The sequence below is a fragment of the Amycolatopsis sp. NPDC043889 genome (assembly GCF_056435645.1).
In genome coordinates, this window is sequence record NZ_JBWKEC010000003.1 from 168430 (window position 1) to 189492 (window position 21063).

The window sequence follows — 21063 nt, forward strand, 5'->3', positions numbered from 1 at the left end:
CCGGGGACGGTTTCAGAGCGCGGGCAGGATCCGGACGTCGTCCGCCTTCACGAAGGCGATGCGGTGTCCGAACTGGATCTGCACGTACTTCGTCTTGCCCTTGACGACCACGTGGTTCGCCGGGTCGAACGTCGTCGCCGAGTAGTACTCGGAACCGAGGACGTTGCCGAGCGAGTACCGCTGTCCCGCCGAGAACGTGTACGGCAGCGGGACGACCTGCTGCACCGGCACGTTCGCCGGATAGGCCTCGGTTTCGGGATACGCCCGCCCGAACACCGGCACGGTCGCCAGGCCGGGCTTCGGCGTGACGACCAGGCCGAACGCCGGACTCGTCGTGCGCTGGTCGCGGAACCAGCCCTTCTGGCCGAGGTACCAGATAGCCGTCCAGCCGTCACGCCGCTCGGCGACCACGTACCGCTGGCCGGTCTCCGCCCGGCTGCCGATGTCGGAAACGGCCATCGTGCTCGCCGAACCGTCCGGGCGCAGGCCGATGTCCTTGAGCAGCGGCGCCGAGTCGCTCGGCTCGCTGCGCAGCACGACCGAACCGGAACCCCTTGCCGGGCAAGGCTTTCCGGCCGTCTCGCAGCCGGTGAACGCGGGCTGGTTCGTGGCGAAGTCCGGGCTGATGGTCACCAGCGGTGAGCCGGGACGGCCGAAGCCGGAAAGCGGCGCGCCCATCAGCTCGAAGTAGTGCGCCCAGTCCCAGTACGGGCCCGGATCCCAGTGCATGCCCCTGATGGTCGAGGGGATCGTGCCGGGGACGTTGTCGTGGCCGAGGATATGCGCGCGGTCGAGTGGGATGTCGTACTTCCGCGCGAGGTAGGCGACGAGCTTCGCGGAGGTGCGGTACATCGCCTCCGTGTACCAAGTGCCCTTCGCGGCGAAGCCCTCGTGCTCGATGCCGACGGACTTCGCGTTGACGTACCAGTTGCCCGCGTGCCAGGCGACGTCCTTGGTCGGCACGTGCTGCGCGATCTGGCCGTCGGACGAGCGGATCGTGTAGTGCCAGCTCACGTACGTCGGGTCGGTGACAAGGTCCATCGCCGTGTCCCAGTAGCCCTCGGTGTCGTGGATGATGATGTATTCGACCTTCTGGCTCTTCGGCCGGTCCGCTTTGTCGTGGTTGCCGTAGTCGTTGTCCGGCAACTCCTGGTACGGCGCCGGCACGGAAAGGCACGAGACCTTCTTCGGACACTCGATCTTCGGGGCTCCGGCCTGGGCGCGCGCCGGGCTCACCGGTGAAGCGGCGAGAGTGACGTTCTGGCCGTCGTCGGTCCTGCGGCTGACGCCCTTGGAGATGGTGTCGAAGACTTCGTCGGCGAAGACCTGCGCTCCCTCCGCGTCCTTCGCGCCGCTGTAGCGCGCGATGGCGGCCCTCCAGTCGCCGGTCTCGCGCTGGTACTTCGCCAGCAGAGCGGCGCCACCGCGGATGTTCTGCGTGGTGTTCGTGCGCAGCGTCGCGACGTCCTGGCCGATGAGCGCGGCCGCGTCGTCGATGGTCTGGAGGCCGGGCGGGGGAGGCTTCGGCGCCGGAGTCACCGGGAGCTTCGCCGGGCGGGCGTCGTCGCCGCGCGGGTCCTCCTCGCCTTCGTCGTGATGCGTGCCCGTGCCCGCCTCGCGGAGGTCGGTCAGGTGCATCGGGCCGTACCCCGCGGACGTGCTCGGGGTGCCGGCGTTGAAATCCCAGCGCGACTCCAGGAAGGAGACGCCGAGCAGGACGTTCTCCGGGACGCCGAACTCCCGCGCGGCGGCCGCGAAGTCCCGCTGACGCTGCTGGTCCGCAGGGGCGGCTTCGGCGGGGACAGCGGCGAGGAGGCCTGCTGCGAGGGCGAGGACGGCGAGCCCGGCGGTCCGTTTGGACCGGCGTCGGAGTGGCTCGAGGGTTACGGGACGGAAGGGACGCGGCATGGGCGTATACCCCCAGTGACTAGGTCTGCTGAACAGGACCGACCCCAATGGTCGGAACCTAACCAGAAACCGGCTTCGTCCGTAAGGTCCCTCCAGATCGCGATTAGGGGGCTAAACGCAGGTCGGTGGCAAGGTGGGGGCATGACTGGGGTGAAGGAGCTTCTGCAGGAGAAGGACCACGTCTTCCTCGACTTCGACGGTCCGGTGTGCGACGTGTTCGCCAGGCTTCCGGCGAGCGAGGTGGCGGACAGGCTCAAACGCCTCATCGAGCCGGAGATGATCGCCTCGTCCGATCCGTTCGACGTGCTCCGGTACGCCGCCTCGTGCGGACCGAACGCCGCGCACGTCGTCGAGCGGCAGTTCAACCGCTTCGAGGGGGAGGCCGTCGCCCTGATCTCGCCGGCTCCCGGTATCGCGGAAGTGCTCCGCGAATGGCGCGCGCAGGGGTTCACGGTGACGATCGTCAGCAACAACTCCGTCGACGCGATCAGGTCCTTCCTGGGGCTGCACGAACTCGCCGTGCACATCTGCGGGATCAGCGCGCGGACGACGAGCGATCCCGCGCTGCTGAAGCCGGGGCCGGCGCTCCTCGACGCCGCGGTGAAGGCCCTGGGCACGTCGCCGGGGCAGTGCGTCATGGTCGGCGACTCGGCCGCGGACATCCTGGCCGCCCACGCCGCGGGCGTCGCTTCGATCGCTCTGGCGAAGACGCCTGCGAAGCGCAGGGCCCTCGCGGCTCTCGACCCCGATGCCCTGGTGACCGACCTCGCGGACTTGCGTTTAGCCCCCTAATCGCGATCCGGTGGTACCGGGCTCAACAAAACGGCCGGTCACGGGCTCGGAGGCCGAGTTTTCACGGGGTGAGCGGACCCTCCTTGCGAAGCTGGCACTCACATGGCTAGAGTGCTAATTGCACGGCCCGAACACGCCCCGGCACCCGCGACGGCGGGGGTGGTAGGAGCCGTAACTCATCCTGCCAACGCTTTCGACGACCGTGGAGGTCAACCCGGTGAGCGTGAACATCAAGCCGCTCGAGGACAAGATCGTTGTCCAGACGAGTGAGGCCGAGGAGACGACCGCTTCCGGCCTCGTCATCCCCGACACCGCCAAGGAGAAGCCCCAGGAGGGCAAGGTTCTGGCCGTGGGCCCGGGCCGCATCGACGACAAGGGCAACCGCGTCCCGCTCGACGTTTCCGTCGGCGACGTCGTCATCTACTCCAAGTACGGCGGCACCGAAGTGAAGTACAACGGTGAGGACTACTTGATCCTTTCCGCTCGCGACGTGCTGGCCGTCATCAACTGACGTCCGCTCTCAGCGCATGACGCCCCGGGCCCCGCATTGCCGGGGAACGGGGCGTTCGTGTTTTCCGAGCTTTAGAACTGGAAGGTAAGCGGAACAGGCCATGCCCAAGCAGATCAGTTTCGACGAGGACGCTCGTCGCGCGCTCGAGCGCGGGGTGAACAAGCTCGCCGACGCGGTCAAGGTCACCCTCGGCCCGCGCGGTCGCCACGTCGTGCTCGACAAGAAGTTCGGTGGCCCGACCATCACCCTCGACGGCGTCACCGTCGCTCGTGAGATCGAGCTCGACGACCCGTTCGAGAACCTCGGCGCCCAGCTCGCCAAGAGCGTCGCCACCAAGACCAACGACGTCGCCGGTGACGGCACCACGACCGCGACCGTGCTCGCGCAGTCGCTGGTGAAGGTCGGCCTGCGCAACGTCGCCGCCGGTGCCAACCCGACCGCCGTCGGCCGTGGCATCGAGGCCGCCGCGGAGAAGGTCATCGCGGTCCTCAAGGAGAAGGCGACCCCGGTCAAGGGTCGCGACAACATCGCCCAGGTCGGCACCGTCACCTCGCGTGACGCGGCCATCGGCGCCCTGCTCGGCGAGGCCGTCGAGCGGGTCGGCGAAGACGGTGTCATCACGATCGAGGAGTCGTCCACGCTGGCGACCGAGCTCGTGATCACCGAGGGTGTGCAGTTCGACAAGGGTTTCCTGTCGGCGCACTTCGCGACCAACCCGGAGGAGCAGAAGGCGATCCTCGAGGACGCCTACATCCTGCTGGTCCGCGAGAAGATCTCGGCGCTGGCCGACCTGCTCCCGGTGCTGGAGAAGGTCGTCGAGGCCAAGAAGCCGCTGCTGATCATCGCCGAGGACGTCGACGGTGAAGCGCTGTCGACCCTCGTCGTGAACTCGCTGCGCAAGACGATCACCGCCGTCGCGGTCAAGGCGCCGTTCTTCGGCGACCGCCGCAAGGCGTTCCTGGATGACCTCGCGGTCGTCACCGGCGGCGAGGTCATCTCGGCCGAGATCGGGCACAAGCTGTCCGAGACCACGCTGGCCCAGCTGGGCAACGCCCGCCGGATCGTCGTCACCAAGGACGACACCACGCTCGTCGACGGTGCCGGCACCAAGGACGACATCGCGGCCCGCGTCGCGCAGATCCGCAAGGAGATCGAGAACACCGACTCCGACTGGGACCGCGAGAAGCTGCAGGAGCGGCTGGCGAAGCTCGGCGGCGGTGTCGCGGTGATCAAGGTCGGCGCGGCCACCGAGACCGAGCTGAACGAGCGCAAGCACCGCATCGAGGACGCCGTGGCTTCGACCAAGGCGGCCGTCGAAGAGGGCATCCTGCCCGGCGGTGGCTCGGCGCTGGTGCACGCGGTCAAGGAGCTCGACGGCGGCCTCGGCCTCGAGGGCGACGAAGCGACCGGTGTGCGCATCGTCCGCGACGCGCTGTCCGCCCCGCTGTTCTGGATCGCGACCAACGCGGGCCATGAGGGCGCGGTCATCGTGAACAAGGTCCAGGAGCAGAGCTGGGGGCACGGCTTCAACGCCGCCACCGGTGAGCTCACCGACCTGCTGGCCGCCGGCATCGTCGACCCGGTCAAGGTGACCCGGTCCGCGGTGGCGAACGCCGCTTCCATCGCCCGGCTCGTGCTCACGACGGAGAGCTCCATCGTCGAGAAGCCGGTCGAGGAGGAGCCCGCCGCGGCCGGTCACGGCCACGCGCACTAGTTCCACCCCTGAAGCGGGGCGGTACTCCATCCGGAGTGCCGCCCCGTTTTCGTGCCCGCCGCCGACCTGCGTTTAGCCCCCTAATCGCGATCCGGCGCGCTCTGCGGTGCCGCGCCGCGGACCTGCGTTTCGCGGGCTAAACGCGATCTGGGTGGCGCGGGTGCCCGGGGCCGCACTGACCTGCGTTTAGCCCCCTAATCGCGATCCGGGGCGGGAGACGCGGAAGGGCGGCACCCCACCCGGATGCCGCCCTTCCGCGTCGCCGACTCGGCCGGTTCAGCCGTTCGACATGCTCAGTGTGCGCTTGTCCGCCTTGATGATGTGCTCGCGTTCCGATTCCGACAGTCCGCCCCAGATGCCGTACGGCTCGTGCACGGCGAGCGCGTGGTTCCGGCACATGGCCAGTACCGGGCAGGCCAGGCACACGGCTTTGGCCCTCGCCTCGCGGCGGGCTCTGGCCGGCCCGCGCTCGCCGTCAGGGTGAAAGAAGGACGCGCTGTCCATGCCTCGGCACGACCCTTCGAGCTGCCAGTCCCATACATCCGCGTTGGGCCCCGGGAGCCTGCGTGTGTCCGCCATCCTGACCGCCTCCGTCATCCGGTCGAAGCGTTTACCTGCTCTGCTGCGCTGCGGATACTCCATTCGGTGCAACGGCGGTAACGTTAGAAGCGCGCCAATACTTGTTCAAGAGATTCAAGACGATTCAGCCGTTAGGCATCCCCCGGATGTGTGAGCGGTACTTTCCGTTCCGGTTGCCCCGGTCCCTGCCTGCCTGGATATTGGGTCGAGTGGGATCTCGGATCAGCAGTGAAGAACCCACCCTGCCGGTGGCCTCGGTCGCTCGCCGGCTCGGGGTCGCGCCGTCCACCCTGCGCACCTGGGACCGCAGATACGGCGTAGGACCGAGCCGCCACACCAACGGCCGTCACCGTCGCTACGGCAGCTCCGACATCGGCCGCCTCGAACTGATGCAGCGCGCGTTGCTTCGGGGCGCCTCGACGGCTGAAGCGGCGAAGTACGCGCTGGAGCAGATGCCCCGGACGGCGACGGAGCAGCCGGAAGCCGTCGTGGTCCAAGTGGAGGAGCGGGCCACCGCGCCGCCCGCCGACGATCATGACGTTCCTTCCCGTCTCGCCAGGCGTTTGAGCACCGCCGCGCTCGCGATGGATTTCGGCGCGGTCCAGCGCATGCTCGCCGACGCGATCCGCGAACTCGGCGTCCTGCCGGCCTGGACCGGTGTCGTGTCGCCGGTCCTGAACGCGCTCGGCGCGCGCTGGCGCGGTGTCAGCGCCGGCGCGGAGGTCGAATACCTGCTCGCCGAGTGCGTGTACGCCGCGCTCGTCCGCGCCACGCCGGTGCTGCGCGAACCGCGTAACCAGCGCCCGGTCCTGCTGACCTGCGTCCCGGACGAGCGCGACAACCTGCCCATGTACGCGCTCGCCGCGGCGCTGGCGGGACGCCGGATCGGCGCCCAGCTGTTCGGGGCGTCCCTGCCCGCCGAAGTGCTCGCCGTGACCGTGCGCCGCAGCGTCCCGGCCGCCGTGGTCCTGTGGTCGGGACGGCGTGCGACCGCGGACCCTCGCCTGTTCGCCAGGATCTCCCGCGGCCGTCAGCGCAGCAGGCTCTTCGCGTGCGGCCCCGGCTGGGATCCCGCCACCCTCCCGGACAAGATCGAACTGCTCGGCGAACTGACGACCGCCGCCGACCGGATAGAGCACGTTCTTGTCGGTGCGAGGCGATAGAAAGGACGCATGGAATCGTCCTTGCGGTCCGCCGCGTTCGGTGACGGCGTGCCGCCGCCGAGCTTCTTCGCGGTGCCCGCGTCGCCTCGCGGACGGTTGCTCGCCGCGATCGGGCTCGGCGCCCGCGGCCGGTACGCGGCGGCGGCCACGCTGCTGAACGGTTTGCGCACGGGCAAGGATCCGGTGGTCGCGTCACTGGCCGCGAGCACGCTGGCGTCGCACCGGCGGCAGCTGGGCGGGCACGCGGCGGCCCTCGTCCTCGACGGCGAGGCGCTCGCACGGGTGATCACGGAGCCGCGAGGCGAACCCGACCCCGACGGTCTGGACGCCGAGGGCGCGCGGGCGGACGCACTCCTCGGCCTCGCGGCGGACAACCTGGGGCGCGGCAGGCTGGCCGCCGCTCGGAGGTTGCTTGCCCGCGCGGAAGTGCACACCGGCAACTGGCGGACCCGGACGAGGGCGGGCTGGGTCGGCGCGGAAATCGAACTGGCGAGTAACATTTCCGCCGCGGCGATCGCACCTGCGGAAATGGCGTGGGAAACCGCGCGTGGCAGGGGTGCGTGCCGACATGTCGTCAAATCACAGCTTGTACTCGGCGTGACGATCGCGAATGCCGGTTCCGCTGAGCGGGAGCGCGCGAAAGCGCTGGTCGAGAGCGCGCGCAAAACCGCCGAAAAATACGAATTCAATTCACTTCTGTGGGTCGCATGCCTGGTCGAGGCGGACTTCGGGGCAGGACACGCCGATGAGTATCGATTCAGAGGCGCGGAAGTGTTGCACGCAGTGTTACGGCATGCGGATCCTTGCGGGAGGTGGCTCGCCCGGGAATCTCCGTGGGTACCCCTCTGATGGCGTCTAGCCTGTTGGAGGGCCCATTCCGGCAACCGGGCTAAGAACTTTCAAAAAAAGCCACCGGATCGTGTCAAGGTTCGGGCTAAAGCGTCCGATAGGGGAAGTGGAATGTCACCCGGCTGCAGGAAGGAAACCCCGTGACGACGGTCTTGATCTGCGACGACCGACGCAGTGTCCGCGAAGGGCTCACTCGAGTGATGTCCGCGGTCCCAGGGGTCAGTCGCATCGACTGCGTAGCGCACGGTGACGAGCTGCTGGCCCGGTACTCCCGTCAGCCGGTCGACGTCGTGCTGGTCGGTACCCAGCGCGCCGTCCCGACCGGCGTCGAAGCCACCCGGCGGCTCGTCTCGGCGAACCCTCAAGCGAACGTGATCGTGTTCGGCGCCCCGGACGACGCGGGCAGCATCGCCGCCGCCATCGCCGGCGGCGCCCGCGGCTACCTGCGCTGGGACGCCTCGCGTCCCGAGCTGGTCGCCGCACTGGCGCACACGCTCGCCAGCACCTCGGTGCCGGCGCCGCGTCAGCCGTCCGACCCTGGCGTCCAGCTCACCGAGCGAGAGCTTCAGGTGCTTCGCGGGATGAGCCAGGGCAAGAGCAACGGGCAGATCGGCCGCGAGCTGTATCTGTCCGAAGACACCGTGAAGACCCACGCGCGCCGCTTGTTCCGCAAGCTCGGCGTGCGAGACCGCGCTCAGGCGGTCGCCCACGGATTCCGCCGTGGACTTGTTTCCTGACAACGCTTTCTTGATTTCAACGGCGAGATCGCACAACGGGTGACGAACGGGCCGGGGGCGTACCCCTGGCCCGTACCTGTGTTCCCTGTCACGCTTCGCGCATTTATGTTCACCGCTCGGGCACCCTTGCCCGAGCGAGTCCGCCTCCGGGTGGACCGTCGTACTCCACTGTGTCCCGGCTCGTTGAAAGTTCGACTACGAGCGAAAGGGACCAGGAAGATCCGGGTTCAGCGTGCTCGCCGGCAGGTCGGCGCGCCGATGGCGGCCGTCAACGAAGGCGGCGAGCCCGGGCGGTACGGTAACTGTCACCGGTAGTGGATTCCGAAGTCACACGCCGGACTCTTTGCACGCCTATACGTAACACTGGGACTGTTGTCTGCGATGGCCAATGTGGGGGACGGACTGGATGAGCCGGTCGCCGCTGCTGTTGAGGGTGATCCTCAAGCGGTCGAGCGGTTGCTGGCGGCCATCCGTCCTTTGGTAGTGCGGTACTGCCGCGCTCGAGTTGGCAGGCAGGAGCGTTCGTTCGCTTCCGCAGACGACGTTGCTCAGGAGGTGTGTCTCGCGGTGCTCACGGCATTGCCTTCGTACCGTGATCAGGGCCGCCCGTTCCTGGCCTTCGTCTACGGGATCGCCCAGCACAAGGTGGCCGACGCGCATCGCGCCGCGGCCCGCAACCGCGCCGAGCCGGTCGCCGAAGTCCCCGATGAGATCGAGGGCGGCGTCGGTCCCGAGCAGCGTGCCCTTCAAGGCGAGTTGAACGAGCGCATGTCGCAGCTGCTGCGCGTCCTTCCCGACAAACAACGTGAGATCGTGGTCCTGCGGGTGGTCGTGGGATTGTCCGCCGAAGAGACGGCCGAGGCCGTGGGGTCCACCCCCGGCGCCGTCCGGGTGGCCCAGCATCGGGCCCTCGCGCGCCTACGTAAGGTTCTGGCCGCTGAGGAGGTGATCTGAGTGACCGATCGCGACCATCGGTTCTCCCCTGAGACCGATCGTGAACTGACGGCCTTCGAAAGAGGGCTGACGCCCTCGGAGGCCGAGTTCGCCGCGGATCTGTCGGCCGTCCAGGCCGATGACGCGCTGCTCGACGCACTCGGTGGCTCGGACCCGAAGATGGCCGACGACCTCGGCGATCAGGAACTCAACGCGCTGCTGCTGGCCTGGCGGCGTGACATCGACAGCGAGCCGCTCGCGGAACTAGTCGACGTCGACACCGCCGTCGTCACCGTGAAGACAGCCGCGCTCGCCCGCAAACACGGGGGAAGACGCCGGCTGCTGGTCCCAGTGGCCGCCGCGGCGGCCGTCCTGGCCATCGCCTTCGCCGGTACCGGTCTCGCCGCGAAGGAGGCGCAGCCTGGTGACACGCTCTGGGGCCTGACCAAGGTGCTTTACGCCGACCACGCCCGGTCGGTCGAGGCCGCCGCGGCGGCCAAACTCGATCTCGAGAAGGCCAACCTCGCGCTCGCCGGCGGGCGCCTCGACGATGCCCGCAAGGCGCTCGACGAGGCCCAGGCCGCGCTGAGCCAGGTGACCGACGAAGAGAACCGCGATCAGCTGCTCGAACAGCACCGCCAGTTGAGTGCTCAGCTGCAGAACCCCGGCCAGCAGCCTTTGCCGCCGGATCAGCAGCAGCCGTCGCAGACCCCGGTCGCGACCACACCGCAGCCCACTCCGCAGCCGACCGCTCCGCCGACGTCACTGCCCGGAGGCGGCAACCCCGGCACGAGTCTGCCGGGCACCACGACTCCCTCGCCGACTCCGCCGACCACGACCAGCGAGCCGCCGCCGCCCACGACGTCCACGACGCCGCCGGCCTCGGGCAACGACCCCGGTGGCTCGCGGAATGAGCCGACGCCGGGCGCCGGAGCGCAGGCTCCCGCCGCGGGCGAGACGACGTAGCACCCCGGAAACGCCGAAGGGCCTGGTGAGATCTCTCTCACCGGGCCCTTCGCCTTTAGCGGGCTAAACGCGATCAGTAGGCGCTTTCGTTGGCGGTGACACCGTCCGCGAACCCGCGGCAGTAGTCCCAGCTCACGTAGTCACCGGGGTTGGGGTCGAACGCGGGCTCGTGCGGCCGCATGCGGCCGTCGGCGAGCAGCTGCTCGAGACTGGCGCGCAGCAGATGCCAGTCGTGGTAGTGGGGCTCGTCGCATTCACCACAGTCGACCACGATCCCGCGCACCCCGCGCGGCTCTAGGAGCGCCTGGTAGACGGCGAGATCGGAGAGGTCGGCCAGCAACTCGGTGCGTTCTTCGTCGCTGATCGGCTCGTCGAGCCGGTCGGCGTCATCGATGAACGCGCGGGCCGGGTCGTCCGGGTCATCCGCGAACGGGTCTGGGGGCAACGCATCTTGCGGCACGCCTGCACGCTACCGGGCGCCCACCCGGGCCGGGCGGCCGCCCGGCCCGGATATCATGAGGGGCAGGCCCTCGCGTCGCCACAGCGACACGTTCATCACCGCTAGGAAGGCCCTTCGCCTGCTATGACCAGCGACAGCGTCACCGCCCCCGTCCCGAGCAAGTTCGCCATGCTCGGGCTGACCTTCGACGACGTGCTGCTGCTGCCGGCCGAGTCCGACGTGGTGCCCAGTGCGGTCAGCACCCGCACCCGGCTCTCCCGCAACGTCACCCTGAACATCCCGCTGGTCTCCGCCGCCATGGACACCGTCACCGAGGGCCGGATGGCCATCGCGATGGCCCGCCAGGGCGGGATGGGCGTGCTGCAGCGCAACCTGCCGATCGACGACCAGGCGGCCGCCGTCGAGGTCGTGAAGCGCTCCGAAGCGGGCATGGTGACCGATCCGGTCACGTGCTCGCCCGAGGACACCCTCGCCGAGGTCGACGCCCTGTGCGCGCGGTTCCGGATCTCCGGTGTGCCGGTCACGGACGCCGCCGGGTCGCTGGTCGGCATCATCACCAACCGCGACATGCGGTTCGAAGTCGACCACACCCGCGCGGTGCACGAGGTGATGACGAAGCCGCCGCTGGTCACCGCGCAGGTCGGCGTCACCGCGGAGGCCGCGCTCGGGCTGCTGCGCCGCCACAAGATCGAGAAGCTGCCGATCGTCGACGGCGCGGGCAAGCTGCGCGGGCTGATCACGGTCAAGGACTTCGTCAAGACCGAGCAGTACCCGAACGCCTCCAAGGACACCAACGGCCGCCTGATCGTCGGTGCCGCCGTCGGGGTCGGCCCGGACGGGCACAAGCGCGCGATGGCGCTGGCCGACGCCGGGGTCGACGTGCTGATGGTGGACACCGCGCACGGGCACTCCCGCGCCGTCGTCGAGACCGTCGCGCTGTTGAAGAAGGAGCTGGGCGACACCGTCGACATCGTCGGTGGCAACGTCGCGACCCGGGCCGGCGCGCAGGCGCTGGTGGAGGCGGGCGCGGACGGGATCAAGGTCGGTGTCGGCCCCGGCTCGATCTGCACCACCCGCATCGTCGCCGGGGTCGGCGTGCCGCAGATCTCCGCGATCTACGAGGCCGACCAGGCGGCGCGTCCGGCCGGGATCCCGGTGATCGGTGACGGCGGCATCCAGTACTCGGGTGACATCGCGAAGGCGATCGCGTCCGGCGCGTCCACGGTGATGCTCGGCAGCCTGCTCGCGGGCACCGCCGAATCGCCCGGCGACCTGATCCTGGTCAACGGCAAGCAGTTCAAGACCTACCGCGGGATGGGCTCGCTGGGCGCCATGCAGTCGCGCGGCCAGGCGAAGTCCTACTCGAAGGACCGCTACGCCCAGGATGACGTGCTGAGCGAGGACAAGCTGGTCCCCGAGGGCATCGAGGGGCGGATCCCGTTCCGCGGGCCGCTGGCGAACGTCGTCCACCAGCTGGTGGGCGGGCTGCGGTCGGGCATGGGCTACGCGGGCGCGTCGACGATCCCCGAGCTGCAGGAGGCGCAGCTGGTGCGGATCACCGCGGCCGGCCTCAAGGAGAGCCACCCGCACGACATCACGATGACCGTCGAGGCGCCGAACTACACCACCCGTTAGTCCGCCCCTCAGGACACTTACCCACCCGGTTCCGTTCCCGGGAGACTTGGCTCGCTGATCAAGTCTCCTGGGAGGAACCGATGTCTTTCACGTCGCGCCGGACCGCTCTGGCCGTCTTCGCCGCCGCGGCCCTCGGGCTCGGCGGAGGGGTGGCCGCTTCCGCCGCACCTTCCACGTCCGAGGCCGTCGCCTTCCAGGCGTCACCGGGTGAGCTGTGGAAGCGCACCGAGCTGTACTTCGGGACAACGAAGCCGGGCGGCGGAGAGCTGACCGACGCCGAGTTCGCCGCGTTCACCGACAAGGTCGTCACGCCGAGGTTCCCGGACGGGTTCACCGAGCTGACCGGACGCGGCCAGTGGCGCGGTTCGGACGGCGTGATCTCGCGAGAGAAGTCGAAGGTGGTCGTCGTCGTGTACCCGTTCAGCGACCGCGACGCGAACCGCGAGATCGAACAGATCCGGACCGACTACAAGAAGGTCTTCGCGCAGGAATCCGTCCTCCGGACCGACTCCGTGGAGAAGGTCTCCTTCTGACCCCAACCCCCGGGAGCGCCTTTAGCGGGCTAAACGCGAAACGGGTGGGGCGCATGGGGCTGGTGTGACCTCCGGCCCGGTTCGGGTGCCCCGTGCGCAGGTCACCCACGCGGCCTAGCGACAATGAGGTGTAACGGTCGTCGGTGAGAAGGGACTTGACGTGCGGGATCTGGTCGAGATCGGCATGGGCCGCACCGCGCGGCGGGCGTATGACCTCGATGACGTGGAGATCGTGCCGTCGCGGCGCACCCGGTCGTCTTCGGTCGTGTCCACCGCCTGGCAGATCGACGCGTACCGGTTCGAGCTGCCGCTGGTCACCCACCCCACCGACGCGATCGTGTCGCCGGGAACCGCGGTGGCCGTCGGCGAACTCGGCGGGCTGGGCGTCCTCAACGCCGAAGGGCTGTGGGCGCGGCACCCGAACGTCGAGGACGCGATCTTCCGCCTCGTCCGGGCCGCCGAGGACACCGAGGATCCGACCGCGATCGTGCGTGAGCTGCAGGAACTGCACTCCGCCCCGATCCGGCTGGACCTGCTGACCGAGGCGATCAAGACCGTCCGCGAGTCCGGCGTCACCGTGGCCGCGCGGGTCAGCCCGCAGCACGCCGCCGAGCTGACGCCGGACCTCCTCGCCGCGGGCGTCGAGATCCTCGTCGTGCAGGGCACGATCATCTCCGCCGAGCACGTCCAGCGGGACGCCGAGCCGCTGGACCTGAAGGACTTCATCGGACGGCTCGACGTCCCGGTGATCGCGGGCGGCGTCAGCGACTACCGCACCGCGATGCACCTGATGCGCACCGGCGCGGCCGGCGTCATAGTCGGGCACGGGGCCAGCCGCGGCGTGACGAGCACCGACAGCGTGCTGGGGATCGGGACGCCGATGGCGACCGCGATCGTCGACGCCGCGGCCGCTCGCCGTGACTACCTCGACGAGACCGGCGGCCGGTACGTCCACGTGCTCGCCGACGGCGGGATGAGCACGTCCGGCGACATCGCCAAGGCCATCGCCTGCGGTGCCGACGCGGTCATGCTGGGCGCGCCGCTGGCCGCCGCCTCCGAGGCGCCGGGGCAGGGGCTCTACTGGACGTCGGCCGCCGCGCACCCGTCGCTGCCGCGTTCGCGCGTGGCGCTGGGGCCGGACTATGCCGTCGACCTGAAGACGCTGCTCTTCGGGCCGTCCTCGGACGCCGAGGGCGTCGTGAACCTCTTCGGCGCGCTTCGCCGCGCGATGGCGAAGACGGGCTACTCGGACCTGAAGGAGTTCCAGCGGGTCGGCCTGACCGTCCGCCGCTGACGCTCGCTCCCGGCCCGGATCGCGTTTAGCCCGCTAAACGCGATCCGGGCCGTCTTCGTGTTCTGGAGCCCCATCAGCCCCATGCGTCCCTCCTGTGTCGCGTTTAGCCTGCTAAAGGCGCTCCGGCGGCCGGGGGCGGTAGTGGGACGAGCCGAGAGCCCGGGCGATCTTCCGCTGTAGGTCCCGCAGGATCGGGAGGGTTTCGTCGTCCGCGAAGCCCGTGGTGATCGACCAGTCCATCCCGGAGCCGAAGACGTCGCTGGCGAACACGATTTCGGTGGCCACGAGGGCCCTGCGCCAGTCCGAGGCGCTTAGTGGTTTTTCGTCGGCCAGCGCCCCGCGCAACCTTCGCGCTTGTTCGAAGAGGTCGGGCACGTCCTTGAAGCCCATCGCGATGGCGAGGTCGTCGGTGCACGCGGCCGGTCCACCCCATTCCGCCAGGCCACAGCGCAGTACCGTGCGCTCGTCACGCGTCAGGTCGATCGTCAGCAGTGCATCCGTATCCACCGGTCGATGATGCCCCAGCCGCGTTCGTGCATTCGGCTGGAAGGTAACCGGCCAGTAACTTACCTCTGGTCAGAAGGGGTGGCCGGGGTTACAGTCGAGGGTGTGACTGCGAGTAACACCACCACTGAAGACGACTTCGACTACGACGTGATCGTCGTCGGCTCCGGGTTCGGCGGCAGTGTCGCCGCTCTCCGGCTGACCGAGAAGGGCTACCGCGTCGCCGTCATCGAGGCGGGCCGCCGCTTCGCCGACGACGAGTTCGCGAAGACGTCCTGGGACCTTCGCCGCTACGTCTGGGCGCCTCAAGTCGGCTGCTTCGGCATCCAGCGCATCCACATGCTCAAGGACGTCATGGTGCTCGCCGGCGCGGGCGTCGGTGGCGGCTCGCTGGTCTACGCGAACACGCTGTACCGGCCGTTGAGGCCGTTCTACGTGGACCCGCAGTGGTCCCACATCACCGACTGGGAATCCGAGCTCGGCCCGCACTACGACCAGGCCAGCCGCATGCTGGGCGTCGTCACCAACCCCAGCGTCACGCCGTCGGACGTGGTCATGAAGGGCGTCGCCGAGGACATGGGCGTGCCGGACTCGTACCATCCGACGCCCGTCGGCGTGTACTTCGGCAAGCCGGGGGAGCGAGCAGAGGACCCGTACTTCGGCGGCGCGGGCCCGGCGCGCACTGGCTGCACCGAATGCGGCTCCTGCATGACCGGCTGCCGCGTCGGCGCCAAGAACACGCTGGTCAAGAATTACCTGTACCTCGCGGAGAAGGACGGCGCGAAGGTCATCCCGCTCACCACCGTGAGCGCGATTAGCCCGCTGAACGCAGGTGGGTACGAGGTGAGCATCAAGAAGACCGGGACCACCTCTCGCAAGTTCCGGCACAAGCTCACGGCCGCGCAGGTGGTGCTCGCCGCCGGCACGTGGGGCACGCAGAACCTGCTCCACAGCATGCGCGACACCGCCAAGCTGCCGAAGCTCTCGCCGCGTCTCGGCGAACTGACCCGCACGAACTCCGAGGCCATCATCGGCGCCGCCCGGACCTCGGTCGACGAGGAGCGGAACTTCAGCCGCGGCGTCGCGATCACGTCGTCGATCCACCCCGACGAGAACACGCATATCGAGCCCGTCCGCTACGGCAAGGGCAGCAACGCGATGAGCCTGCTCCAGACCATCGCCACCGAAGGCGATTCGGCGGTCCCGCGCTGGCGCCAGGCCGTGAACTTCATGCTCAAGCACCCGGTCCAGACGGTGAAGCTGCTCAACGGATACCGCTGGAGCGAGCGCACGGTGATCCTGCTGGTGATGCAGAGCCTCGACAACTCCATCACCACGTACACCAAACGCGGGCTCTTCGGCCGCCGCAAGTACACGTCCAAACAGGGCCACGGCGAGCCGAACCCGAGCTTCATCCCCGCCGGGCACGAGGCCAACCTCCGCACCGCCGAGCGCATCGGCGGCATGGCGGGCGGCACCTGGGGCGAGATCTTCGACATCCCGCTCACGGCGCATTTCATCGGTGGTGCCCCGATCGGCACGGCGCCCGACAACGGCGTGATCGACCCGTACCACCGGGTGTTCAACTATCCGGGATTGTCCATTGTGGATGGTTCGGCGATCACGGCGAACCTCGGTGTGAACCCCTCGCTCACCATTACCGCGCAGGCCGAGCGGGCCTTCTCGTTCTGGCCCAACAAGGGTGAGCAGGACAGCAGGCCGCCGCAGGATTCGCCGTACACGCGGCTCGAACCGATCGCGCCGAAGAACCCGGCTGTTCCGGTGGACGCGCCCGCGGCGCTTCGGCGGTAACTTGGGAGTGTGACAGCATCTGAACGCGCACACGCCCTGCTGAACCGCGTCCGTGCCCTGCACGGCGAATGGGAGCGCGTCGTGCGCGGGATGGACGAGGAGGCCGTGCGCGGCCCCAGCGCGCTGCCCGGCTGGACGCGAGCGCATCTGCTGTCCCACCTCGCGCGGAACGCCGACGGCCTGGTCAACCTGCTCACCTGGGCGAAATCCGGCGTCGAGACACCGATGTACGCCGGCGAGGCGGCCAGGGACCACGACATCGAGAAGGGCGCGTACCGGTCCGTCGAGGAGATCGCCGACGACGTCATCGGCTCCGCGGCGCGCTTGGTCGAGGTCGCGGAGAGCATGCCGGACAGCGCGTGGCAGGTCCGCGTGCGCGCCCGGCAGGGACGCGAGATCCTGGCGGAGTTCGTGCTTTGGCTTCGGCTCTCCGAGACCTCGATCCATCTCGCCGATCTGGACCTCGGCTACGACTTCGCCCGCGTCGCCGATCTGCTCGGTGACGAGTTCGACACCGTCGTCGGCAACGCCATCGGGATGTACGGCGGCGAACTGCCCGCCGTACTCCTGGTCGCCGCCGAAGAGAACGGCTATCGCCACGAGTGGCGGATGAGCGAAGGGGAACTGACGACGCTGACCGGGACCCGCGGCGAGGTATTGGCCTGGGTCACCGGCCGCAGCGATGGTTCCTCTTTGGACGGTGACGTGCCTGCGCTGCCGCGCTGGCTGTGATGGCACCGTCCGAAGAGGACAGGGTCAGCTTCGGAACGCGTCCACGCCGAACTGCTTGGCGAGGTCGTCGAGCATGGCGTGCGCGCCCTGCAGGCTCACCGACGTGAACCAGGTGGTGTCGTTGACGTCGATCTTCTTTCCCTTGAGGGTTCCCCAAAGCGGGTTCGACTGGAACTTCGTCATGGGGTTTTCGGCCTGCTTGGTCTCATCGGTGTAGCTGGCGATGAAGATGGCTTCGGCGTCGAGCTTCCCGATCTCCTCCTGGCTCAGGTCGTTGGAGATCTTCGTCTTGTTGTCCGGCTGGCCCGCGGGGCGCTGGAGCCCGGCGTCGGCCATCACGGTCCCGGGGAACGACGCGCTGCTGTAGAGCCGCACCGTCGGCTCCCCCTCGATGAAGCGGACCACGGAGACGGCCGCGGGCTTGCCGAGCTTCGCCTTGATCGCGTCGCCGACCTTGCGGGCCCGCTCCTCGTAGGACTTGATCTTCTGCTCTGCCAACGCCTCCTTGCCCAGCGCCTTGCCGAGCATCCGGATGTTGTCCTTCCAGGTGGCACCGGTGGTCTGGCTGAACACCGTGGGTGCGACCTTGCTGAACTCCGCGTAGAACTTCTCGTGGCGCACCTTCGCGGACACGATCAAATCCGGCTTGATGTCGTACAGCTGCTCGATGTCCGGACTCTCGAGCGCGCCGATCTCCTTGGCGCCCTCGGCGTACTTGCGGTCGTCGCCCAGGTAGTCCGGCAGCTTGTCGTAGTTGCGATATTTGGTGTACGCCACCAGTTTCGTCTCGAGCGCGAGCGTGGCATCGACGTAGCTGGAGTCGAGCGCCGCGACGGTGGCGGGCTGCTTCTCGATCTGGGCGGACCCCATCACGTGTTCGACGGTGCGCGGGAATCCACTTTGGCCGGTGCCGGTGGAAGCGGATTCCTGTTCACCGCCACCGCATGCGGAGAGTGCCAGGCAGGCTGTCACGGCGATGGCGAGGACTGCGCGCCGGGGTGGGGTCATGGGCCACTCTTTCTGTGCGGTTAGGCTTTCCTAACCGGAGCATAGGATGGCGGATGTCCACAGTGGAAGTTCGTGTTGGAAAGGCGACAGTAGGCGCTCTGCTCGTCACCTTTCTGGCTGTGATCTGCGTCGCGAGCATCGCCCTGGGTGCGCGTTCGATTCCTTTGGGTGTCGTCTGGGACGCGATCTTCCATCCCACGGGCGTGCCGGACCACCTGATCGTCCGTTCGTTGCGGGTCCCGCGCACACTGCTCGGTGTCCTCGCCGGGCTCGCGCTCGGCGCGGCCGGGGCGCTCATGCAGGGCCACACCCGCAATCCGCTCGCGGACCCCGGTCTGCTCGGCGTCACGCAGGGCGCGGCGTTCGCGGTGGTGCTCGCCGTCGTCGTGCTCGGCATCGACGACCTGTACGCGTTCATCTGGTTCGGCTTCGCCGGTGCCCTCGTCGCGAGTGCCGTGGTGTTCCTGCTCGGCGCGGTCGGCGGCCGCGGCGCCACGCCGGTGACGCTCGCACTGGCCGGAGCCGCGGTGAGCGCCCTGCTCAACGGCGTCATCTCCGCGATCGTTCTCGGCGACGACCGCGGGATGGAGACCTACCGGTTCTGGCACGTCGGTTCGATCGCGGGCCGGGATCCCGCGATGATCGGCCAGATCGCCCCGTTCGTGGCCGCGGGCCTGCTTCTCGCGGTGATCAACACCCCTGGGATGAACACGCTCGCGCTCGGTGACGACGTCGCCGTCGCGCTCGGACGGCGGGTCGGCCGGACGCGGCTGCTCGGGGTCGTCGCGATCACGCTGCTGACCGGTGCCGCCGTCGCCGCCTGCGGCCCGATCGCGTTCCTGGGCCTGCTGGTCCCGCATTTCGCGCGGGAGATCAGCGGACCCGACTACCGGTGGCTGGTGCCGTTCTCGGCCGTGCTCGGCGCGATCCTGCTGCTGGCGGCGGACCTGCTCGGCCGCGTCGTCGCGTCGGACAACCTGGAGGTCGGCATCATGCTGGCGGTGCTCGGCGTGCCGGTGTTCGTCCACCTCGTCCGCAAGAAGGGCCTGGCACGGATATGACGGCTCCCAAGGCGATCTCGCTCGGCCCGGCGGCCTGGACCGTCCGGCCGAGGACGCTCGCCGTCGTGCTCTTCGCGACGGTCGCGCTGGTGCTGGTCGCGGCGCTGAACATCGGTATCGGCACCTCCCACATCGGCCTCGGCGACGTCCTGAAGACGTTGTTCGGCGGCGGCACCGCGCGGGAACGCGGGATCATCTTCGACCTGCGGATGCCGCGCACCTTGACCGCGATCGGCGTCGGCGCGGCCCTCGGGCTGTCCGGCGCGTTGTTCCAGACCATCGCCAGGAATCCGCTGGCCAGCCCGGACATCCTCGGCATCACCTGGGGCGCGGGCGTCGGCGCGGTCGGCGTGATCGTCGCGGGCGGCACCGGCGGCCAGGTCAGCGGCCTGGCGAGCACGCTGGGCGTCCCCCTCGCCGGACTGGCGGGCGGCGTGATCGCGGGAATCCTGCTGTACGCGCTTTCGTGGCGGCGCGGGATCGACGGCTACCGGCTCGTGCTGATCGGTATCGCGCTTTCGGCCGTCGGCTACAACCTCGTGTACTGGCTGCTGACCATCGGAGACGTCGACAACGCCGCGCGGGCGACGACGTGGATCGTCGGCAGTCTCGCCGACGTCGGCTGGGAGTCGGTCGCCCCGGTCCTGCTCGCGCTGGCCGTGCTCGCGCCGATCACGCTGGTCGCCGGGCACACCATCGGCGGCCTCCAGTTCGGCGACGACACCGCGCGCGGCCTCGGTATCCGGGTCGACGCCGCCCGCGGGACCCTGCTGCTGCTCGGAGCGGCCTTGGCCGCCGTCGCCACCGCGGCCGCGGGCCCGATCACCTTCGTCGCGTTGGCCACCCCGCAGATCGCCTTGAGGCTGGTCCGCTCCGCGCAGCCGCCGCTGTTCGGCTCGATGGTCCTTGGCGCGTTGCTGACCGTCGGCGCGGATTTCGTGGTGCGGGTGACGCCCGGCCTGTCCGGGCTCCCGGTCGGCGTGCTCACGGCGATCCTCGGTGCGCCGTACCTGATCTTCCTGTTCATCCGCAGCCGTAAGGAGGAGCGCGCGTGAACGCCAGACTGCGTGCCCGGGAATTGGAACTCGGCTACGGCGAAACGCCCGTCGTGACCGGGCTGGACCTCGACGTCCTCGACGGGACCGTCACCGCGATCATCGGCCCCAACGGCTGCGGAAAGTCGACCCTGCTGCGTGCGCTGGCGCGGTTGCTCAAGCCACGGCAGGGCGCGGTGCTGCTCGACGGTGAGCGCATCGACAAGCTGCCGACCCGCGAGGTCGCCAAGATCATCGGCCTGCTGCCGCAGACGCCGTCCGCACCCGAAGGGCTGACCGTCTCGGATCTGGTCCGGCGGGGGCGGCATCCGCATCAGAGCTGGTACCGGCAGTGGTCTTCCTCCGACGACGAGGCGATCGAGCGGGCGCTGCGGCTGACCGGGATGGAGGAGCACGCCGGCCGGGTCGTCGACCAGCTCTCCGGCGGGCAGCGGCAGCGGGCGTGGATCTCGATGACGCTGGCGCAGGAGACCGGCCTGCTCCTGCTCGACGAGCCGATCACGTATCTCGACCTGGCGCACCAGATCGACGTGCTGGACCTGGTGTACCGGCTGCACGACGAACGCGGGACCACCGTGGTGATGGTGCTGCACGACCTGAACCTCGCCGCCAGGTACGCCGACAAGCTGGTGGCGATGCGCGACGGCAGGATCGTCGCGCAGGGCCCGCCCGCCGAGGTGCTCACCGAGCCGCTGCTCGAGGAGATCTTCGGTCTGACGGCGAAGGTCATGGCCGATCCGGTGTCCGGTACGCCGCTCGTCGTGCCGGTGAGCGCACACCTTCGGGGGTAGGGCCGCAACCTGCCCGTCCGCTGGGC

At 69.2% G+C, this 21063-nt stretch carries 21 protein-coding genes; 16 read left to right on the top strand and 5 right to left on the bottom strand.

Annotated features, from left to right (window positions below; all coding sequences use genetic code 11):
* Nucleotides 1-12: 12 nt before the first annotated feature.
* Nucleotides 13-1908, bottom strand: a complete 1896-nt coding sequence (locus tag AC0685_RS08785; protein WP_478225002.1) for an N-acetylmuramoyl-L-alanine amidase — start codon at nt 1906-1908, stop codon at nt 13-15.
* Nucleotides 1909-2049: 141 nt separating this feature from the next.
* Here AC0685_RS08785 and AC0685_RS08790 point away from each other — a divergent pair, with 141 nt between their 5' ends.
* The 3 genes from AC0685_RS08790 to groL all read left to right on the top strand — a co-directional run bounded on the left by AC0685_RS08790 (nt 2050) and on the right by groL (nt 4925).
* Nucleotides 2050-2700, top strand: a complete 651-nt coding sequence (locus tag AC0685_RS08790; protein ID WP_478225003.1) for an HAD family hydrolase — start codon at nt 2050-2052, stop codon at nt 2698-2700.
* Between the two features lie 217 nt (nt 2701-2917).
* Nucleotides 2918-3211 (top strand): co-chaperone GroES, encoded by a 294-nt coding sequence (gene groES, locus AC0685_RS08795; protein ID WP_007031106.1) that lies wholly within the window; start codon nt 2918-2920, stop codon nt 3209-3211.
* 100 nt (nt 3212-3311) lie between these two features.
* Nucleotides 3312-4925 (top strand): chaperonin GroEL, encoded by a 1614-nt coding sequence (gene groL, locus AC0685_RS08800; protein WP_034304382.1) that lies wholly within the window; start codon nt 3312-3314, stop codon nt 4923-4925.
* Between the two features lie 276 nt (nt 4926-5201).
* On the opposite strand, the gene AC0685_RS08805 is transcribed toward groL, so the two are convergent.
* A complete protein-coding gene (locus tag AC0685_RS08805) occupies nt 5202-5522 on the bottom strand; it encodes a WhiB family transcriptional regulator (RefSeq protein WP_007031108.1) in 321 nt (106 codons plus the stop codon).
* Nucleotides 5523-5752: 230 nt separating this feature from the next.
* Between AC0685_RS08805 and AC0685_RS08810 the strand changes: the two genes are divergently transcribed.
* The 5 genes from AC0685_RS08810 (at nt 5753) to AC0685_RS08830 (ending at nt 10152) form a co-directional block, all read left to right on the top strand.
* Nucleotides 5753-6667, top strand: coding sequence for a MerR family transcriptional regulator (locus AC0685_RS08810; protein ID WP_478225228.1), 915 nt, complete (start codon nt 5753-5755; stop codon nt 6665-6667).
* 9 nt (nt 6668-6676) lie between these two features.
* A complete protein-coding gene (locus AC0685_RS08815) occupies nt 6677-7516 on the top strand; it encodes a hypothetical protein (RefSeq protein WP_478225004.1) in 840 nt (279 codons plus the stop codon).
* 140 nt (nt 7517-7656) lie between these two features.
* Nucleotides 7657-8253, top strand: coding sequence for a response regulator transcription factor (locus AC0685_RS08820; protein ID WP_003073605.1), 597 nt, complete (start codon nt 7657-7659; stop codon nt 8251-8253).
* Nucleotides 8254-8634: 381 nt separating this feature from the next.
* Complete coding sequence (locus AC0685_RS08825; protein ID WP_037314832.1) at nt 8635-9207, top strand: sigma-70 family RNA polymerase sigma factor; 573 nt, start codon at nt 8635-8637, stop codon at nt 9205-9207.
* Nucleotides 9208-10152: an anti-sigma-D factor RsdA gene (locus AC0685_RS08830; RefSeq protein WP_478225007.1), complete on the top strand. Its 945-nt coding sequence runs from the start codon at nt 9208-9210 to the stop codon at nt 10150-10152.
* A 73-nt stretch (nt 10153-10225) separates the two neighbouring features.
* Here AC0685_RS08830 and AC0685_RS08835 read toward each other — a convergent pair whose 3' ends face one another.
* Nucleotides 10226-10612 carry a DUF5319 domain-containing protein gene (locus AC0685_RS08835; RefSeq protein ID WP_005166667.1) on the bottom strand — a complete coding sequence of 129 codons (387 nt, stop codon included), beginning with the start codon at nt 10610-10612 and terminating at the stop codon, nt 10226-10228.
* Between the two features lie 123 nt (nt 10613-10735).
* Between AC0685_RS08835 and guaB the strand changes: the two genes are divergently transcribed.
* The 3 genes from guaB to AC0685_RS08850 all read left to right on the top strand — a co-directional run bounded on the left by guaB (nt 10736) and on the right by AC0685_RS08850 (nt 14074).
* Nucleotides 10736-12247 (top strand): IMP dehydrogenase, encoded by a 1512-nt coding sequence (gene guaB / locus AC0685_RS08840; protein ID WP_340684712.1) that lies wholly within the window; start codon nt 10736-10738, stop codon nt 12245-12247.
* Nucleotides 12248-12327: 80 nt separating this feature from the next.
* On the top strand, nt 12328-12780 hold the full coding sequence (locus AC0685_RS08845) for a DUF3574 domain-containing protein (protein ID WP_478225008.1): 453 nt from the start codon (nt 12328-12330) through the stop codon (nt 12778-12780).
* Nucleotides 12781-12940: 160 nt separating this feature from the next.
* On the top strand, nt 12941-14074 hold the full coding sequence (locus AC0685_RS08850; RefSeq protein WP_034304399.1) for a GuaB3 family IMP dehydrogenase-related protein: 1134 nt from the start codon (nt 12941-12943) through the stop codon (nt 14072-14074).
* A gap of 111 nt (nt 14075-14185) precedes the next feature.
* On the opposite strand, the gene AC0685_RS08855 is transcribed toward AC0685_RS08850, so the two are convergent.
* Nucleotides 14186-14581, bottom strand: coding sequence for a hypothetical protein (locus tag AC0685_RS08855; protein ID WP_478225009.1), 396 nt, complete (start codon nt 14579-14581; stop codon nt 14186-14188).
* Between the two features lie 102 nt (nt 14582-14683).
* Between AC0685_RS08855 and AC0685_RS08860 the strand changes: the two genes are divergently transcribed.
* Both AC0685_RS08860 and AC0685_RS08865 read left to right on the top strand, forming a co-directional pair.
* Entirely contained in the window at nt 14684-16390 is a 1707-nt protein-coding gene (locus AC0685_RS08860) for a GMC family oxidoreductase N-terminal domain-containing protein (protein WP_478225010.1), read from the top strand.
* Between the two features lie 9 nt (nt 16391-16399).
* A complete protein-coding gene (locus AC0685_RS08865; RefSeq protein WP_478225011.1) occupies nt 16400-17122 on the top strand; it encodes a maleylpyruvate isomerase N-terminal domain-containing protein in 723 nt (240 codons plus the stop codon).
* Nucleotides 17123-17146: 24 nt separating this feature from the next.
* On the opposite strand, the gene AC0685_RS08870 is transcribed toward AC0685_RS08865, so the two are convergent.
* Nucleotides 17147-18130, bottom strand: coding sequence for an ABC transporter substrate-binding protein (locus AC0685_RS08870; RefSeq protein WP_478225013.1), 984 nt, complete (start codon nt 18128-18130; stop codon nt 17147-17149).
* A 119-nt stretch (nt 18131-18249) separates the two neighbouring features.
* Between AC0685_RS08870 and AC0685_RS08875 the strand changes: the two genes are divergently transcribed.
* Genes AC0685_RS08875 through AC0685_RS08885 form a run of 3 tightly spaced genes read left to right on the top strand, consistent with a single transcriptional unit; the run spans nt 18250 to nt 21037 of the window.
* Nucleotides 18250-19191, top strand: a complete 942-nt coding sequence (locus AC0685_RS08875; RefSeq protein WP_478225014.1) for a FecCD family ABC transporter permease — start codon at nt 18250-18252, stop codon at nt 19189-19191.
* A complete protein-coding gene (locus tag AC0685_RS08880; protein ID WP_478225015.1) occupies nt 19188-20246 on the top strand; it encodes a FecCD family ABC transporter permease in 1059 nt (352 codons plus the stop codon). The genes AC0685_RS08875 and AC0685_RS08880 overlap by 4 nt, the downstream gene beginning before the upstream one ends.
* The gene (locus tag AC0685_RS08885; protein WP_034304416.1) at nt 20243-21037 is read left to right on the top strand and encodes an ABC transporter ATP-binding protein; all 795 of its coding nucleotides are present in this window, start codon (nt 20243-20245) and stop codon (nt 21035-21037) included. Before AC0685_RS08880 ends, AC0685_RS08885 begins: the two co-directional genes overlap by 4 nt.
* Nucleotides 21038-21063 lie beyond the last annotated feature (26 nt).

Excerpts from the sequence above, each read along its gene's own strand:
- guaB (WP_340684712.1), top strand. The coding sequence starts at position 10,736 with ATGACCAGCGACAGCGTCACCGCCCCCGTCCCGAGCAAGTTCGCCATG.
- AC0685_RS08790 (WP_478225003.1), top strand. The coding sequence starts at position 2,050 with ATGACTGGGGTGAAGGAGCTTCTGCAGGAGAAGGACCACGTCTTCCTC.
- AC0685_RS08815 (WP_478225004.1), top strand. The coding sequence starts at position 6,677 with ATGGAATCGTCCTTGCGGTCCGCCGCGTTCGGTGACGGCGTGCCGCCG.
- AC0685_RS08880 (WP_478225015.1), top strand. The coding sequence starts at position 19,188 with ATGACGGCTCCCAAGGCGATCTCGCTCGGCCCGGCGGCCTGGACCGTC.
- AC0685_RS08845 (WP_478225008.1), top strand. The coding sequence starts at position 12,328 with ATGTCTTTCACGTCGCGCCGGACCGCTCTGGCCGTCTTCGCCGCCGCG.
- groL (WP_034304382.1), top strand. The coding sequence starts at position 3,312 with ATGCCCAAGCAGATCAGTTTCGACGAGGACGCTCGTCGCGCGCTCGAG.
- AC0685_RS08785 (WP_478225002.1), bottom strand. The coding sequence starts at position 1,908 with ATGCCGCGTCCCTTCCGTCCCGTAACCCTCGAGCCACTCCGACGCCGG.
- AC0685_RS08870 (WP_478225013.1), bottom strand. The coding sequence starts at position 18,130 with ATGACCCCACCCCGGCGCGCAGTCCTCGCCATCGCCGTGACAGCCTGC.
- AC0685_RS08805 (WP_007031108.1), bottom strand. The coding sequence starts at position 5,522 with ATGACGGAGGCGGTCAGGATGGCGGACACACGCAGGCTCCCGGGGCCC.
- AC0685_RS08825 (WP_037314832.1), top strand. The coding sequence starts at position 8,635 with ATGGCCAATGTGGGGGACGGACTGGATGAGCCGGTCGCCGCTGCTGTT.